This is a genomic window from Allobosea sp. RIT-PG3_2 (assembly GCF_057321085.1).
This window is the reverse complement of the sequence record NZ_JBXWCA010000003.1, coordinates 505760-522105: the sequence shown is the minus strand read 5'-3', so window position 1 is coordinate 522105 and position 16346 is coordinate 505760. Positions and strand designations below refer to the sequence as shown.

Annotated in this window: 17 protein-coding genes and 1 tRNA gene; 6 read left to right on the top strand and 12 right to left on the bottom strand. The window is 66.5% G+C overall.

Annotated features, from left to right (window positions below; translation table 11 throughout):
• Window positions 1-24: 24 nt before the first annotated feature.
• Window positions 25-1206 carry a ceramide glucosyltransferase gene (locus AC2FAN_RS12795; RefSeq protein WP_485174410.1) on the bottom strand — a complete coding sequence of 394 codons (1182 nt, stop codon included), beginning with the start codon at window positions 1204-1206 and terminating at the stop codon, window positions 25-27.
• 28 nt (window positions 1207-1234) lie between these two features.
• Window positions 1235-2317: a phenylalanine--tRNA ligase subunit alpha gene (gene pheS, locus AC2FAN_RS12790; RefSeq protein ID WP_485174408.1), complete on the bottom strand. Its 1083-nt coding sequence runs from the start codon at window positions 2315-2317 to the stop codon at window positions 1235-1237.
• A gap of 114 nt (window positions 2318-2431) precedes the next feature.
• Here pheS and AC2FAN_RS12785 point away from each other — a divergent pair, with 114 nt between their 5' ends.
• Together AC2FAN_RS12785 and AC2FAN_RS12780 are read left to right on the top strand one after the other, a co-directional pair.
• Window positions 2432-3208, top strand: a complete 777-nt coding sequence (locus tag AC2FAN_RS12785; protein ID WP_485174584.1) for an LOG family protein — start codon at window positions 2432-2434, stop codon at window positions 3206-3208.
• Between the two features lie 11 nt (window positions 3209-3219).
• A complete protein-coding gene (locus AC2FAN_RS12780) occupies window positions 3220-3534 on the top strand; it encodes a hypothetical protein (RefSeq protein ID WP_485174406.1) in 315 nt (104 codons plus the stop codon).
• Between the two features lie 81 nt (window positions 3535-3615).
• On the opposite strand, the gene rplT is transcribed toward AC2FAN_RS12780, so the two are convergent.
• On the bottom strand, window positions 3616-3990 hold the full coding sequence (rplT, locus tag AC2FAN_RS12775) for a 50S ribosomal protein L20 (protein ID WP_476805070.1): 375 nt from the start codon (window positions 3988-3990) through the stop codon (window positions 3616-3618).
• 28 nt (window positions 3991-4018) lie between these two features.
• Window positions 4019-4219 (bottom strand): 50S ribosomal protein L35, encoded by a 201-nt coding sequence (gene rpmI, locus AC2FAN_RS12770; RefSeq protein WP_131860007.1) that lies wholly within the window; start codon window positions 4217-4219, stop codon window positions 4019-4021.
• A gap of 270 nt (window positions 4220-4489) precedes the next feature.
• Between rpmI and AC2FAN_RS12765 the strand changes: the two genes are divergently transcribed.
• Window positions 4490-5515 carry an amino acid ABC transporter substrate-binding protein gene (locus AC2FAN_RS12765; RefSeq protein WP_485174403.1) on the top strand — a complete coding sequence of 342 codons (1026 nt, stop codon included), beginning with the start codon at window positions 4490-4492 and terminating at the stop codon, window positions 5513-5515.
• Between the two features lie 80 nt (window positions 5516-5595).
• Here AC2FAN_RS12765 and AC2FAN_RS12760 read toward each other — a convergent pair whose 3' ends face one another.
• Window positions 5596-6804, bottom strand: a complete 1209-nt coding sequence (locus tag AC2FAN_RS12760) for an MFS transporter (RefSeq protein WP_485174401.1) — start codon at window positions 6802-6804, stop codon at window positions 5596-5598.
• Window positions 6805-6912: 108 nt separating this feature from the next.
• Here AC2FAN_RS12760 and AC2FAN_RS12755 point away from each other — a divergent pair, with 108 nt between their 5' ends.
• The gene (locus AC2FAN_RS12755; RefSeq protein WP_265052278.1) at window positions 6913-7509 is read left to right on the top strand and encodes a TetR/AcrR family transcriptional regulator; all 597 of its coding nucleotides are present in this window, start codon (window positions 6913-6915) and stop codon (window positions 7507-7509) included.
• A gap of 66 nt (window positions 7510-7575) precedes the next feature.
• Here the strand turns inward: AC2FAN_RS12755 and infC are convergent, their stop codons facing one another.
• Both infC and AC2FAN_RS12745 read right to left on the bottom strand, forming a co-directional pair.
• Window positions 7576-8118 carry a translation initiation factor IF-3 gene (gene infC, locus AC2FAN_RS12750; protein WP_265055037.1) on the bottom strand — a complete coding sequence of 181 codons (543 nt, stop codon included), beginning with the start codon at window positions 8116-8118 and terminating at the stop codon, window positions 7576-7578.
• A 117-nt stretch (window positions 8119-8235) separates the two neighbouring features.
• Window positions 8236-9453 carry a glycosyltransferase family 4 protein gene (locus AC2FAN_RS12745; RefSeq protein ID WP_485174399.1) on the bottom strand — a complete coding sequence of 406 codons (1218 nt, stop codon included), beginning with the start codon at window positions 9451-9453 and terminating at the stop codon, window positions 8236-8238.
• Between the two features lie 107 nt (window positions 9454-9560).
• Here AC2FAN_RS12745 and AC2FAN_RS12740 point away from each other — a divergent pair, with 107 nt between their 5' ends.
• Entirely contained in the window at window positions 9561-10337 is a 777-nt protein-coding gene (locus tag AC2FAN_RS12740; RefSeq protein ID WP_476805066.1) for an alpha/beta hydrolase, read from the top strand.
• 22 nt (window positions 10338-10359) lie between these two features.
• On the opposite strand, the gene AC2FAN_RS12735 is transcribed toward AC2FAN_RS12740, so the two are convergent.
• The 5 genes from AC2FAN_RS12735 to AC2FAN_RS12715 form a co-directional block, all read right to left on the bottom strand.
• Window positions 10360-10626: a BQ00720 family protein gene (locus AC2FAN_RS12735; RefSeq protein ID WP_265052275.1), complete on the bottom strand. Its 267-nt coding sequence runs from the start codon at window positions 10624-10626 to the stop codon at window positions 10360-10362.
• A 111-nt stretch (window positions 10627-10737) separates the two neighbouring features.
• On the bottom strand, window positions 10738-11166 hold the full coding sequence (locus AC2FAN_RS12730) for an Hsp20 family protein (RefSeq protein WP_265052274.1): 429 nt from the start codon (window positions 11164-11166) through the stop codon (window positions 10738-10740).
• 189 nt (window positions 11167-11355) lie between these two features.
• Window positions 11356-11432 (bottom strand) — tRNA-His (locus AC2FAN_RS12725).
• 147 nt (window positions 11433-11579) lie between these two features.
• A complete protein-coding gene (locus AC2FAN_RS12720) occupies window positions 11580-12623 on the bottom strand; it encodes a phasin family protein (RefSeq protein WP_485174397.1) in 1044 nt (347 codons plus the stop codon).
• Between the two features lie 91 nt (window positions 12624-12714).
• Window positions 12715-13113 (bottom strand): phasin, encoded by a 399-nt coding sequence (locus AC2FAN_RS12715; protein WP_265052272.1) that lies wholly within the window; start codon window positions 13111-13113, stop codon window positions 12715-12717.
• A 224-nt stretch (window positions 13114-13337) separates the two neighbouring features.
• Between AC2FAN_RS12715 and AC2FAN_RS12710 the strand changes: the two genes are divergently transcribed.
• Entirely contained in the window at window positions 13338-16280 is a 2943-nt protein-coding gene (locus AC2FAN_RS12710) for a sensor histidine kinase (RefSeq protein WP_485174394.1), read from the top strand.
• Window positions 16281-16346: the final 66 nt, after the last annotated feature.

Sequence of the window (16346 nt, the reverse complement as noted above, 5' to 3'; positions counted from 1 at the left end):
TTGTCAGATCAATAGCTTGCCAGATCAGTCGGAAATCTTCGAGTTCGCCGTCGAAAGCGTCGGCGTCGTGTCGTTCAGCTCGTTGGCGCCGTCAGTGCGGATCTTCATGGCGTTGCCACGCCAACTCACTTCCCCGCCGACGAAGGCATAGGCCCAGACACCGGGGAAGGCGATGTCTCGCACCAGCATCGCGAGCGGCGTACGCCAGTTCACAAACCAGCCGACGCTGGCGGACAGCACGATGTCGCCGACATACCAGAGCAGCAGCACCAGAAGCGGCCCCAGCCAGAACGGCAAGCCCAGCGCCGGGGCGCCGAAGGCCGCCAGCACGGCCGGCAGGAGCGGCGCGGAGATGAGCTCCAGCATGAAGAACGGCAGGAAGGTCACGCGCCGCAGCCGCGCCCAGCGGAACTGGCGCTGCACCGCATCCGCCAGGCGGCGCGGGCCGAGCGGCTGCTCGAAGGGCTGGCCGACGAGATGGACATGCTTGCCGGCGCCACGCACGAGCTTGGTCGCGGCGGCATCCTCGGCAATCTCGGCGCCGAGCGCGGCGATACCGCCCAGCGCCTCGAGGAAGGGCTTGTTCCAGAGCATCGACTTGCCCTGCGCGAAGCCCAGCCCCAAGGCTTCGCCGACATATTGCCAGCGCGCCTGGAAGGCGTTGAGGAAGGCGCATTCGACCTCGGCGCCGAAGCTCTGCGGCCGGGAGCCGGCCGGCGTCGAGCAGACGAGCCCGGTAGCAGGCTGCCAGGCGGCGAGCATCCGCTGGAGGTAATCCTTCGGCATCAGCACGTTGGAATCGGCGAGGATGACCCAGTCGGTCGTCGCCTCCTCCCAGCCGCGCACGCAATTGTTCAGCTTTGGATTGGCGCTGACCGCGACGTCGCCGATGATCAGCCTGACCTTGTCGGCGCCGTAGATGCCGATCAATTCCTCGATCAGCGGAACGATCGGGTCCTGCGCATCGGCGACGCAGAAGATCGTGCTGTAGCTGGGATAGTCGAGCTCAAGCCCGGAGATCGCCGTCTCGCGGCTGAAGGCCTCGATGCCGCGTACCGGCCTGACGATGGTGACCGGCGGCAAGGTGTCGAGCAGGACCGAGCGCTGCAAAGGCCGGCGCAGCCGCCGGAGCGCGATGGCCTGGCTCGCCAGGTTCGTCGCGCTAAGCAGCCCGGCAAACAGCGCCGCCCAGCCCGCAGGCGTCATCGCGCCCTCCCCTGGCCGGTCCGCTGCATCATGAAGAAAGGCCGCCCGTCAGCGTCGGCAGGTCGAGCGGGCGGAAGCCGTAATGGGCGAGCCAGCGCACGTCAGCCTCGAAGAAGGGGCGCAGGTCCGGCATGCCGTATTTCAGCATGGCGATGCGGTCGATGCCCATACCCCAGGCGAAGCCCTGATAGACTTCCGGGTCGAGCCCGCAATTGCGCAGCACGTTCGGATGGACCATGCCGCAGCCGAGAATCTCCAGCCAGTCCTCGCCCTCGCCGAAGCGGATCTCGCCGCCCTTGCGCGAGCACTGGATGTCGACCTCCATCGAAGGCTCGGTGAAGGGGAAGAAGGACGGGCGGAAGCGCATCTTCACGTCGTCGATCTCGAAGAAGGACTTGCAGAACTCCTCCAGGATCCACTTCAGGTGGCCTAGATGGGCCGATTTGTCGATAACGAGGCCCTCGACCTGATGGAACATCGGGGTGTGGGTCTGGTCGGAATCGTTGCGGTAGGTCCGGCCCGGGCAGATCACGCGGATCGGCGGCTCCTGCACCAGCATGGTGCGCACCTGCACCGGCGAGGTGTGTGTCCTCAGCAGCTTGCGCTCGCCATTGGCATCCGGCGCGAAGAAGAAGGTGTCGTGCATCTCGCGGGCGGGATGGCCGACCGGGAAGTTCAGCTTGGTGAAGTTGAGGTCGTCGGTCTCGACATCCGGTCCCTCAGCAATGGCGAAGCCCATATCGCCGAAGATCGCGGTGATCTCGTCGATGACCTGGCTGATCGGGTGGATGCGGCCCCGCGCCTCCGGGCCATCCTGAACCGGCAGCGACACGTCGACGCGCTCGGAGGCGAGCCTCGTCTCCAGCGCCGCCTCGCCGAGCGCTTCCTTGCGGGCCGCGATCGCGCCCTGCACGCGGTCGCGCAGGCCGTTGATCAGCGGGCCCTTCTCCTTGCGCTCGTCGGGCGTCATCGAGCCCAGCGTCTTCAGCAGCGCCGAGATCGAGCCGGACTTGCCGAGCGCGGCGATGCGCACATCCTCGACGGCCGTTTCGTCGGAGGCGGTGTCGATCGCGGCGAGGACGTCGCGTTCCAGGGTGGCGATATCGGTCATTGAATGGGTCGCAAGCGTTGAAGGCGTGGGAACGGGCGCGTTCTAGCGGGAACAGCCGGCTTATGCCAGAGCGAAGCGACGCTTTGCCGAACCGGTTCAGCTTCGTCGATGCCGATGCAGGAGGATGCCTTGCCCGACAACACCGCCCAGAAGGAATCGCCCTCCTATCGGCTCGCAGCCCGCGACCCCGATTTCATCCTCGGCGATTCGACCCGCGGCGTACGCTTCATGCTGGAATATCAGAAGGCGGAGAACCATCTGCGGGCGCGCGGCGTCGTCTCGACGATCGTGGTCTTCGGCTCGGCGCGGGTGCGCGAGGGCAATCCCTGGTACGAAGCCGCCCGGCAGTTCGGCCGCATCGCCTCCGAACGCGGCGGCGCGCTGCGCGACGGCGAGGCCGGGCGCCACCATGTCATCGCCACCGGCGGCGGGCCGGGCATCATGGAAGCGGCCAATCGCGGCGCGACCGAGGCCGGCGCGATCTCGATCGGCTTCAACATCACCCTGCCCCACGAACAGGAGCCGAATGCCTGGTCAACGCCCGACCTGACCTTCCGCTTCCACTATTTCGCGATGCGCAAGATGCATCTCGCCATGCGCGCTGCGGCACTCGTGGTCTTCCCCGGCGGCTTCGGCACGCTCGACGAGCTGTTCGAGATCATCACGCTGGTGCAGACGGGCAAGATGGGGCCGGTGCCGATCGTGCTCTACGATTCCGGCTACTGGCAGGGCCTGCTCAACCTCGATCGGATGGAAGCGGCCGGTTTCATCCGCCCGGAGGATCTGAAGCTGTTCAGATATGCAGATACGCCCGACCAGGCCTATGAGCGCATCGTCGAGGGTGCAGGAGAGAGCTGGAATCCGGCGACGAATGGCAGCGTACAGACATGAAGAGGCGGAAAATGTTCGATGCCACAAAGATGCGAGCGCAGATCGAACGTGCAGCAGTGGAAGCCATGGAGCTATCGTCCGAGGAGGCACGTGACGTCGCTTTTCATATGACCGACTGGCTCGACGATCTGCGCCGTTACATGGAGTTCTGTGAGAATCCCGACGGCCACGATCCAGAAGCGATCAGCGAGATGCTGCTGGCTTTCTTGATCCACGTGCCCAACCATGTGGCTGCGGCAGCCAAGATCTACGCCGACTTTCCTGTCTCTGACATTTTCAATGTTGGCGCGGTTATGCTGAATGAGGCTTCAGACCCGCCTGAGTAACGACGAGAACCTTGAGGCAACAACCAACGAAAAAGGCCGGCGTCACCGCCGGCCTTTTCCAATTCAGCGATACCAGTCCGCTCAGGCGGCCTTGGCTTCGGTGCCGAGCGCGCCCTTGACGGTCTCGACCACGGCCGTGAACGAGGCCACGTCGTCGATCGCCATGGCCGACAGGGTCTTGCGGTCGAGCTCGATGCCGGCCTTGATCAGGCCGCCGATGAAGACCGAATAGGTCAGGCCGTGCTCGCGCACCGCAGCGTTGAGGCGCTGGATCCAGAGCGCGCGGAACGAGCGCTTCTTGTTCTTGCGGTCGCGATAGGCGTACTGCATCGAGCGATCGACGGCCGCCTTGGCGGCGCGGATCGTATTCTTGCGGCGGCCATAGAAGCCCTTGGCGGCCTTCAGTGTCTTCTTGTGCTTGGCGTGGGCAGTCACGCCCCGTTTCACGCGAGCCATGTCATGATCTCCGGTGTGTCAGGTGGCGTCAGCCGTTGGGGAGGAAGTACTTCTTCACGTTGGCCGCATCGCCCTCGAAGAGGGTCGTCGTGCCGCGGTGGTTGCGGATCTGCTTGTTGGTCCGCTTGATCATCCCGTGACGCTTGCCGGCCTGGGCGTAGAGCACCTTGCCGGTACCGGTGATCTTGAAGCGCTTTTTAGCGCTCGACTTCGTCTTGATCTTGGGCATTTCAGCTCCTCAATGGTCGTGGCCGCGCGTTTTTTGAACGCGTTGCCAATGTCTTGCTTTCAGGAAGCAAAGCACGACCGCCACGGCAGCCCTTATCAGCCGGGCGATCGAAGGCCGGCCCTATCGCAGAAAAGCGCCGCTCTGGCAAGTGCGAAGCCGGCAACGCGGCGAGAGGCCGCCGAGAAAAACGCTCGGTATCTGCGCTCTTCCTTCAAACGGTTGTCACGACGTAAGGTCATCCGTCACGTTCCGCATCTGGAGAATCCCTCTGTGAAGAAGTTTCTGCTTAGCCTCGCCGCCGGCCTGGCCTTTACGGCTGCCGCCTCGGCCCCTGCGCTTGCCCAATCCACGCTCGACAAGATCAAAGCCCGCGGCAACATCATCTGCGGCACCAGCGAAGGCGTGCCCGGCTTCTCGCTGCAGGATGGCAACGGCATCTGGCAGGGCTTCGACACCGACGTCTGCCGCGCCCTGGCGGCGGCGATCTTCAACGACCCGAAAAAGGCGAGCTATCTGTCGCTGTCGAGCAAGAACCGGCTCGTCGCGCTCCAGAGCGGCGAGATCGACGTGCTCGCCCGCACCACGACCTGGACGCTCGGCCGCGACATCGGCCAGGGCCTGACCTTCACGGCGGTCAACTACTACGACGGCCAGGGCTTCATCGTCCGCAAGAAGCTCAATGTGAAAGACGTCAAGGACCTGAACGGCGCCTCGGTCTGCGTGGCGCAGGGCACGACGACCGAGCTCAACCTCGCCGACTATGGCCGCACCAACGGCATCAAATTCGAGACCGTCGCCTTCGCCACCCTTGACGACACCGTGCAGGCCTATGAGGCGGGCCGCTGCGATGCCTACACCACCGACCTCTCGTCGCTTGCCGGCACGCGCGGCAGGCTGAAGGACCCGGAGGAGCATGTACTCCTGCAGCAGGTCATTTCCAAGGAGCCGCTCGGCCCCTGGGTTCGCAAGAACGATCCGGCCTGGTTCGACATCGTGCGCTGGACGGTCTTCGCGCTGATCAATGCCGAGGAGTTCGGCGTGACGCAGGCCAATGTCGAGGAGATGGCGAAGACTTCGCAGAATCCCGAAATCCGCCGCATGCTCGGCAGCGAAGGCAAATTCGGCGAGGCGCTCGGCCTTAGCAACGACTGGGTCGTGCGGGTCGTCAAAGCTGTCGGCAACTACGGCGAGAGCTTCGATCGGCATTTCGGGCCGAACACGCGCAACCCGCTGCCGCGCGGCGCCAACAAGCTCTGGACCCAGGGCGGGCTGCAGTACGCCCCGCCAATTCGCTGAGGTTGACGGCTTCGCCGAGGTAGCGATGAGAAGAACGGGCCGCCCCTTCCGAAGGGGCGGCCCTTTTGGTTCGAAGCGGCTCAGGCTGCTTTGCAGACCACGGCCTCCTTGCGTTCCCCGAGCAGCCGGCTGTAGCCGATGAGCGTGACGAGCAGCGCCGCGACACCGGCGGCGACCGAGATCCAGAAGCCGCTGCGGGCGCCGAAGGCATCGATCAGCGCGCCGGCCGCCGAGGCGCCGAAGGCCATGCCGATGCCGATGCCGGTGATGCCCCATGTCATGCCCTCGGTGAGCTGGCGCGGCGAGACCAGGCGCTCGATCAGCCCCATGGCGATGATGATCGTCGGCGAAACCGCCGCCCCGGCCAGGAAGAAGACCAGCGCCAGCGACACCAGCCCCTCGACCGCCAGCAAGGGCAGCGTCGTCAGGGCCGCGAGCGTGATCGCGGCGAGGAACTGCGTGGCGAGCGTGGCCTTGAGCTTGAGCGTACCGAAGACGAGGCCGACGATCAGCGAGCCCGCCGCGTAGATGGCAAGCACGACGCTCGCCATTGCCTTCTGGCCCTGCGCTTCCGCGAAGGCGACGGCGGTGATCTCGGCAGTGCCGAAGATGGCACCGACCGCGATCATGGCGAGCACGACGACCTGCACGCCGCCAAGCCGGATGACCGAGACATCGGCATCCGCGGCATATGCACGGACGGGCGGCTCGGTGCGCCGCTGGACACAGAGCAGCGGCACGCCGACGACCAAGAACAGCAGCGCGGCCAGCGGCCCGGCTTCGGGAAACAGGCTGACGCTCAGCCCGATCGCGACGATCGGCCCGACCATGAAGATGATCTCGTCGACCACCGATTCGAAGGCGAAGGCCGTGCGCAATTGCGGCGTATCGCGGTAGAACTCGGTCCAGCGTGCCCTCACCATCGCGCCGATGCTCGGCATCAGGCCGGAGAGCAGCGCGAAGACGAAGAGCAGCCAGCTGGGAGCGCCCGCCCATGTCGACAGCATCAACGCGCTCAGCGCCAGGGCTGCCGCCACTGTGGCCGGCATCAGCACGCGGCGCTGGCCGTAGCGATCGACGAGGCGCGAGACCTGCGGCGTGATCAGCGCGCTGGCGAGCGCGAAGGTCGCGGCGACCGCACCGGCGATGGCGTATTCCCCGCGCCGTTCCGACAGCATGGTGACGATGCCGAGCCCGACCATCGAGGCAGGCAGGCGCGCGACGAAGCCGGCGGACGAAAAGGCGAGCGCGCCTGGCGCGCGGAAAATCTCGCGATAGGGATTGGGCATGACAGGCTTGTCCCGAAGGAAGAGCGGACATACGCCGCGTATGCGAATGGGTAATTGCATACGCTGCGCATGTCAATTAACATACGAACCGTATGTGAAAGGGTTATGATGGCTCGCAGGCTTCGCGCCGACATGATCGCGGAAACCCGCGCCAGCCTGATTTCGGCGGCGCGCGAGGCGTTCGGCACGGTCGGCTATGCGGCAGCGTCGATGGACGACCTGACCGCGTCAGCCGGGCTGACCCGCGGCGCGCTCTATCACCATTTCGGCGACAAGAAGGGACTTTTTGCGGCGGTTCTGGACCAGATCGACGCGGAAATGACTGTGCGGCTGCGCGCCGTCGCGGCCAAGGCGGAGGATCGCTGGACCGGGTTCCGCGACGAATGCGCCGCCTATCTCGCGATGGCGCTGGAGCCAGAGATCCAGCGCATCGTCCTGCGCGACGGGCCTGCCGTGCTCGGCGACCCCTGGAACTGGCCGATCCAGAACGACTGTATCCGCATGATGACCCGGGGCCTCGGCGAACTCGTCGCGGACGGCGCGCTGGCGCCGCTCGACCCGGAAGCCGTGGCGCGGCTGATCGTCGGCGCCACCCAGCATGCGGCCCAATGGATCGCGCATGCCCCGCAACCGGAAGCCGCCCTACAGGCGGCGACCGACGCCTTCAACGCGATGCTCGACGGCTTGTTGCACCGGCCGAAATGAGAAAGGGCGCCCGGAGGCGCCCCTTCTCGATCTGCCTTGAACGAGATCGCTGGACAGACGGGCGCCTCAGCGCGGCGCCAGGACCATCACCATCTGGCGGCCTTCCAGCTGCCAGTCGCTTTCGACCTTGGCGAACTCGGCCGTATCGACCTTGACGCGCTCCAGCACCTTCACGCCGAGATCCTGGTGAGCCATCTCGCGGCCGCGGAAGCGCAGGGTGACCTTCACCTTGTCGCCCTCCTCGAAGAAGCCGTGCATCGCCTTCATCTTCACGTCGTAATCGTGCTTGTCGATGCCGGGACGCAGCTTGATCTCCTTGATCTCGATGGTGCGCTGCTTCTTGCGCGCCTCTGCCGCCTTCTTCTGCTCCAGGAAGCGGAAACGGCCGTAATCGAGAATCTTGCAGACGGGCGGTACGGAGTTCGGGGCGATCTCGACGAGGTCGAGACCGGCATCCTCGGCGATCTTCAGCGCCTCGAAGAACGACACCACGCCACGGTTGGCGCCTGTGTCGTCGATGAGCTGAACCTCGCGAACTCCGCGAATATCACGGTTCGAACGGGGACCTTCCTTGGTCGGGGTCGGGGCAGCACGGTAAGGGCGACGAATGGGGTATTCTCCTGCATTTGGCGCGTATCGCGCCGTTGACTGAGACACATTGCACAAAGATGCGCGTTGTCAATGCATGACGCCGCTGCGGCAGCCATTCACCTGGGCCGTGGCGCCTCAGCGTTCCAGCAACGCGCAGTAGACATCGAGGGTTTCCGTCACCATCGACTCGAGCGAAAAATGCTTCTCGACATGTTCGCGCGCCCGCCTCGCCAGGGCATCGCGAGCGGACGGACGCAGCGCCAACGCCTCGCTCAACCCAGCCGCCAAAGCGGCCGGATCGCCCGGCGGGATATGCCAGCCGGTGCGCTCTCCCGGCGCGACCTGCGGCGGGGCGAGCACCGTTTCCGGTACGGCGCCGAGATCGGAGACCACGACGGGCGTACCCATCGCCTGCGCCTCGACGGCGACGCGACCGAAGGCTTCGGGCTCCGTCGACGGCACGGCGACGACCGCTGCCGACAGCATCGCGGCGGGCATGTCCGTGCAATGGCCGACGCGCCGGACACGGCCCTCCAGCCCCGCCTTGGCGATGAGCCCGTCGAGTTCCTTCACGTAGCCGTCCCGCCCCTGCGCATCGCCGGCGAGGATGAAGGCGGTCTCGCCGTCGCCGCCATCGCGCATCAGCCGCGCAGCCTCGATCAGCACACGCTGGCCCTTCCAGCCGGTCAGCCGGCCGGGCAGCAGGACGATGCGCTGATGCGGCTCGACGCCCCAGGCCTTGCGCAGCGCCTGGACCCGCTCGGCGCCGACGGCAGCCGGCGCGAAGGCCGAGAAATTCGTGCCGCGGTTGACGACCCTGATCCGCTCGCGCGCCATGGGATGCTTCGACAGGATCAGCTCGGCCGTATAGCCGGAGTTGGCAATGACGACGTCGCCGCGCGTCATCACCGAATTATAGAGCGTCTTCACCGCCGAACGGCTGTTGTAGGAGCCGTGATAGGTGGTGACGAAGGGCAGCTTCAGCAGCTTCGCCGCGCCGAGCGCGACCCAGGCCGGCGCGCGCGAACGGGCATGGATCAGTTCCACGCCCTCCTGCCGGCAGAGCAGAACGAGCTTGCGGATGTTGAGCGCCATCGCGACCGGATTCTTCGAGGCCGCCGGGAAGGGCAGCCAGACACCCCCCTTGGCCTGAAGCTCAGCGACGAGGCGCCCGCCCTCGGTCGCGACCAGAGCGCGGGCGCCGGCATCCGTCAGCCCCTTGGCGATGTCGACCGCCGTGCGCTCGGCTCCGCCTGCCTCCAGCTCGGGGATGATCTGCAGGATCGTCCGCCCCGCCAGCGGATGCGTTTCGGTCGACGGCAGCGAAAGATGGGCACCCGGCTTGAAGGACATGCGCTCTTGGTCTGGACTTTCGACAACGGGGGCGAATATGCCCCTATGCGGCCGCGACCGCAGCCTTTAATCGCCGCGGCCAAGCGATTCGTCACAGGAGATTTGCCTTGGAGCGCCAGCCGCCGCAATGGCTCGACGTCGGAAACGGCCCTGATCGGCGCCGCCTCGCCTATCTCTTTCACCCGGGCACCGGGGCGCCCGTGGTCTGGCTCGGCGGCTTCCGCTCCGACATGCGCGCGACCAAGGCCGAGGCCCTGTCAGACTGGGCCTATGACACCGGGCGCGCCTATCTGCGCTTCGACTATGGCGGCCATGGCGAGAGCGAAGGCGACTTCGCCGGCTTCACCTTGTCGCACTGGCTGGCCGATGCGCTCGCTGCGATCGAAAGCCAGTGCCGCCAGCCTCCGATCCTGGTGGGATCATCGATGGGCGGCTGGATCGCGCTGCTCGCGGCGCGCCGCCTGTTCGGGTCCCCGCTCCAGCCGGCCGGCCTCGTTCTGATCGCGCCGGCCGTCGATTTCTCAGAGGAACTGATGTGGGCGCAGATGCCCGACGCGATCCGCCGGGCGATCCTGGACGAAGGCGTCTGGCTGCGCCCTTCCGAATATTCACCCGATCCGACGCCGATCACCCGCGCCCTGATCGAGGACGGGCGGCAGCACCTGATGTTCGGCGGCGAAATCCGGGCCGGCTGCCCCGTCCATATCCTGCAGGGCATGCGCGATCCCGACGTGCCCTGGCGCCAGGCCTTGAAGCTGGTCGAGCACCTGAGCGGCGATCCGGTCGTGCTGACGCTGATCAAGGACGGCGATCACCGCCTGTCCACGCCGGAAGATATCGTGCGGCTGCAAACAGCAGTCGCCGGAATGGCGACCGCGCCCTGAACGCCCGGAAGGGCGGTCAGCGTCAGTGGACGCTGACCATCTTCAGGTCGTGCTCCCAGGCATTGGCCGTCGCAGCCTCGCGCGTATCCGTCACGAGGATCGGCGCGCCATCGGCCGAGAGCAGTGTGAAGAGCTGCAAGCCGGATTCGATCTTCGGCGCCTGCGGGAAGATCCGCATCAGCTCGTCCGAGGTCATCGGCTTGACATATGCCACTTCGCCGGCGCCGAGCGCGGCGAATTCCGCAGGGGTCAGCGGGTCGGCCTGGATAAGGATTCTGTCCTGTTTCATCGCGCCCTCCTTCAGAGCAGTGCGAATGCGGTTCTGATACTGCGCCTTCAATTATGAACAGATGCGAAAACCGCTGACGCATCCTTCAAAAGCTGGACGGGACTCCGTCCTCTACTCGCGGCTCATGATATCGATACGCCGGATGAGCCGTTCCGGTTCCGGCCTGACCAGATCGATCGCGAGCAGGCCGTTCGACAAATCCGCGCCAAGGACCTGCATACCGTCGGCCAGCAGGAAGCTGCGCTGGAACTGACGGGCGGCGATCCCGCGGTGCAGGAACTGGCGATTCTTATCGTCGCTCTGGCGGCCACGGATCGTGAGCTGGTTCTCCTCCAGCGTGATCTCGAGCTGCTCGCGCGAGAAGCCCGCAACGGCCAGCGTGATGCGCAGGCGATCGGGCTCGTCCTCCGTCCGGGGCAGCCGCTCGATGTTGTAGGGCGGATAACCCTCGCTCGCGCCCTTGGCGACACGGTCGAGCGCACGCTCGATGTCGTCGAAGCCGAGCAGGAACGGATGGGACAGGCTAGGCGTACGCGTCATCTATCCAGGCCCTCGAAAGGCGCCTCACTATCATCGGGACCCGCAGCCGGCAGCACCCCGCGGGCGAAAGGCGAACCCTTTCGCTCGGCAAGGATATGGCGAACCGCAGGCCTTGCTTCAAGAGGAGCCGAACAGGCACCGGAGAGCCCTGGCCAGCCGACGGTCGCTTCAGGATTCTCGTCGAAAAGATGGTACAGCCACCCCGGCTTGAACGGGGGACCTCTAGATCCACAATCTAGCGCTCTAACCAACTGAGCTATGGCTGCCCGTACCTTGGGCCTTGCAACCAGCCGCCTCGGCGGGGTCACCAGCGGCGCGGACCCTAGTGCCGAGTTTTTGCTTTTGCAACCGCGTAATGCATTCGGCCGGCCGAATTTCGGCGCGCCCGAGAGTGCGCCGTACACAGTGGCCCATCAATCCTTGCGCAAGGCGGCATTGGCGACGCGCGCAAGCTCCTTCAGGTGGTCCGCGTAGGATTCGTAGCTGCGGCGAACCGCCTTGGCCTGAAGCGTGATGGCTTCGGACGCGCTGTTGCTGCGCGCCACCGTCTGGGCGTCGTGCAACGTCGCTTCCAGTTCCGCGCAGGCATGGTCGAGCATGCGGGCCTGCAAGGCGCCGAAAGCCCGTGCCATCGTCAGCGCCTGGCTCATCACGGTCGCGGACGCGACGGTGACAGCCTCGGGCGGCCGCGGCAGAGGCAGCGAATCGAGCGATACCGGCTGCACCGGCTTGGCGGGTGCAGGAGCGGGTGCAGCGACCGGCTGGATCGTCCTGGCAGGAGGTGCAGCCACAGCGGCGTTCGCCGGCGCTGATGTCGCCTTCGGCGCGGCGGGCTTGGCGATGGTTTTGGGAGTGGCCTTCTGAGGCGCGGGAGCTTGCGGGGCCACCTTCGGCGCAGCGGGAGCGGCCTTGGCAGCAATCTTCGGCGCAACGACCTTGGCGACCGGCTTCTCGATGCGGATCTTGGCCGAAGCTGCTTTCTTGGCCGGCGCCGCCTTCTTGGCAGCGACGGAGACCGGTGTCACGGCAGGCCGATCCGCCTTAACCGGAGTAACGGCCTCCTTGACCGGAGCGACCTCGGCCGGAGCAACCGCTTCGGTTCGCGCTGCCGGCGGTGAGACTGCGGCCAAAGGCTTGTTCTGCGCGGCAACCGGAGCGGCTGCACTTGGCGCGGCTGCACTTGGCGCGGCCACTGCGGGAGCGACAGCCGGGGGAGCCACGACGACGGGAGCAGCCGCCGCAGGGGCCGCGTCCGCGGGAGAAGCCGGCTTCGAAACGGCCGGGCTGGCGGGAGCAGGCCGAGGCGGCGCCGCATCGCTGGCGGCGGGACGCGCATCCGGATTCGGCGACGGCAGCTTGTCGGCCTGCTTCTCGGCAGGCGCGGGCGACAGCGCCCTCACCGGAGGCAGGCTGACCGGAACCTTGGACGTGGTCCTGGTGGGAGCAGGCTTAACCATGGCGGCTCTCCTTCAGCGGCAAACAGCGGAGGCCGGGCGCTCGGCCCGGCCAGAATGCGTGCCGGCGCGCAGCAGCGCCGGCAGACGCGCCTCAGCGGCCGCCCTTGGTGGCCTTGCTGACGGTCTCGGCAGCCTTCGTCGCAGCGTCCTGGGCGGCAGCCCCGAGATCCTTGAGCTGGGTCTGGAACGACGCCATCTGGGACTTCAGGAAATCCGACTGATGCTGCATGACCTCGGTGAGGTCTTTCGACGTCACCAGCTTCTGGGCGAAGTCGAAAGCCGCCGCGACATTGTCTTCAGCATAGGCGATCGCCTTGCGGGTGGCGTCGTGAGTGTTGGCGCGGGCGTTCTCGGCCGAGCCATGGGCGCTATCCACAGCCTTTTGGGCCGCGCCGATGAAGCCGTCGAAAGCCTTGCGGGCCTGCTCGACGCTGCGTTCCGCGAACTCGCGCATCTCGGTTGGCACTTCGTAGGGTGATTTGCCGTTCATGGGATCCTCCTGTCGTCTTGCAGCCAAGCCTTACAATATTGTGCACTGCAATATCATTGTTGCAATGCAATGACAACCGCGTGACCTATCGCGACGCCGCCCATGTTAACGCTGTTTCGAGGAGAAGCGGGAGAGCGATCTTTGGTTCCATGGATTTGCGGCCATTTGGGAGCTATTAAAGGTTTGTTAGGCATAACGGGCGCGGATTGAACGAGCAGGCAAGCATGAGCGAATCCGGACAGGACTGGGCGCGACGGGGAGCGGCGGCGGCTGATGACGCCGCCCTTGCGACCTTTGCCGCGGGCGGCGCCCTGCTGCTCTGGGATGCCGACGCCGGACGCCCCGGCTTCGCCAACGCCGCCGGCCAGGCTCTGCTCGGCGGCAAGACCGCTGAAATCGTCGTTCCGAATCAAGCGCGGCAGCGCCTCGATGCCCTCGCCGGCGGCCTGGCCTCCATGGCCGGCATCCGCCTCGAAAGGCTGCGCCTGACTTCGGGCTTCGCCGCCCTGCCCGTGACCTGCGGCTGCAAACTCCTGTCCTGCCCCGATGGACAAACGATCCTGGCGGTCGTCGTGTCGGCAGCCGAGTTGCGCCGGCTGGGCATCGCGATTCCCCAGTCCAGCGAGCCGGCGGCAGCCGCTACGATCGCGACGCCCCCTACACCGCCGGCCGAGGTCGAAGCCGCCGCGCCGGCGCGTCCGGCGATGATTCGCTTTCTCTGGCAGAGCGACCGCGAGGGGATGCTGACCAGCGTCTCCGACCAAATCGCAGCCCTGACCGGCGCAGAGGCCGCAGCCGGGCTGGCCGGCAAAAGCTGGCACGATCTCCTCGGCTCCACCGTTCTCGACCGCGACGGCGGGCTGGCGGAGCGGCTCGCCACGGCGGCGACCTGGAGCGGACACGCCCTGCTCTGGCAGACGGATACGCCCGGCGAAGGCGCACGCGTCGAGCTCTCGGGCGTGCCGCTTCTCGATGCCGGACGTGCTCTCGCCGGATTTCGCGGCTTCGGCATCGCCCGCCTGAACGAGCGCGAGCCTTTCGCCGCGCCGGAAGCCGCCCTCGACCTGCCGGAAGCGGAAGCCCCGGCTGCGGAGGATGACAAGGCGGGCCGGCAGGAAGAGCCTGCAACCGCTACGGAAATCGCGCTCGAGGCGGCTGCTCTACCGGCGCACGCCGACGACATTCCCAAGCCCCTCGCCGAAGACGCCGCTGATCAGCATGAGCAGCTGGAAGCGGAGAGCCATGCCGACGAAGACGTTGCCACGCCGCTCGCGAATCCGGCTGAAGACGACGAACCCGAGATTCAGCCGGCCGAATGGCTTGGCGACGAGCAGCCTGCGGCCGAGGCTGCGGCACCGGGCGGCAACATCGTCCCGCTCCGTAACGGCACGCTGACCACGCTGCGGCCCGTTCTGGAGCCGTCGAAGCCTCACCTCAGCTCGGCCGAGCGCAATGCCTTCCGCGAGATCGCTAAGGCGCTGGGCGCACGGCTGGCCGGCGACGAGGAAACAGTCGGCCCAAGGCTGCCGCCCGTCGCGCCGCTGCAGGTCAAGGAACGCGAAGAGGCGGCCGCCGCAGCAGAGAAGGCGGGAGCCGAAGCGGACTCTGCCGTCGCGCCCGCACGGCAGCGCAACTCCCATGCCGATGTGCTCGACCGTCTGCCCGTCGCCGTCCTGGTGAACCGCGGCGACGAGGCGCTCTACGCCAACCGCACGCTGCTCGACCTGCTCGACTTTGCCGACCTCGCCGATTTGAAGGCCGGCGGCAATGTCAGCCGCCTTATCAAGGAAGCCTCGCGCGCCGAAGGTGGCGCGATGACGCTGATCGATCGCCGCGGCCATCTTGTCAGCGTCGATGCCATCCTTTCCAGCGTGAGCTGGCAGGACGAACCGGCGACGCTGATGGCCTTCCGCCATCCCAATGGCGGCGGCGAGGTCAAGGTACTGACGCCGGAAGAGGCGGACGAAGCCGAGCTTGCGGCCGAGTTCGCTGCCGAGGAATCCGAATCGGCGGCGCGTGTCGAGGCGCTCAGGCTCGACGCCGAGACCCGCGATGCCCGCATCGACGAACTCACCGCCATGCTCGATACGGCGACTGACGGCGTCGTCACGGTCGATGATCGCGGGCGCATCCTGGCGCTGAACAAGGCGGCCGAGGCGCTGTTCGGCTATGACCAGCGCGAGGTCACGGGTGAATTGTTCACGCTGCTCTTCGCCAGCGAGAGCCATGCGCCGGCGCTCGATTATCTCGAAGGCCTCAAGGGCGGCGGCGTCGCCTCGGTGCTGAACGACGGGCGCGAGGTGCAGGGCCGGGTGCGCCAGGGCGGCAAGATCCCGCTATTCATGACCATGGGCCAGATCGCGCATGGGGCCGAGCCGCGCTTCTGCGCGGTGCTGCGAGACATCACCGCCTGGAAGAAGACCGAGGGCGAGCTGGTCGACGCGCGCAAGGCTGCGGAAATGGCGAGCGCACAGAAATCCGACGTGCTCGCCAAGATCAGCCATGAGATCCGCACCCCGCTCAACGCCATCATCGGCTTTGCCGAGGTGATGGCGGAGGAACGCTTCGGGCCGATCGCCAACGAGCGCTACAAGGAATATCTGCGCGACATCCACCAGTCCGGCGGCTACGTCATCAGCCTGGTCAACGACCTGCTCGATCTCGCCAAGATCGAGGCCGGCAAGCTCGACCTCGATTTCGTCAGCGTCAACCTGAACGAGATCGCGCTGTCGACCGTCTCGCTGCTGCAGCCCGAGGCGCAACGCGGACGCGTCGTGCTGCGCTCCGGCCTGTCGCCGAAACTGCCGCCGGTCGTCGCCGACGAGCGTTCCATCCGGCAGATCGCGATCAACCTGCTCTCCAACGCGGTAAAGTTCACCGATGCCGGCGGGCAGGTGATCATCTCGACCGCGCTCGGCGACCAGGGCGAGGCAATCCTGCGGGTGCGCGATACCGGCATCGGCATGGATGACGACGAGCTGAAGCTTGCGCTCGAGCCCTTCCGGCAGGTGCCGACGACGCGGCGCGCGGGCGGCACCGGCCTCGGCCTACCGCTGACCAAGGCGCTGGTCGAGGCAAACCGCGCCGCGATGTCGATCACATCAGTCAAGAAGGAAGGCACGCTGGTCGAGATCACCTTCCCCCCGCAGCGCGTGCTGGCGAGCTGACGATACACAAACGCGAGCCGTCATTCCGGGGCGGGCGGAAGGCCCGAGCCCGGAACCCAGAACCGA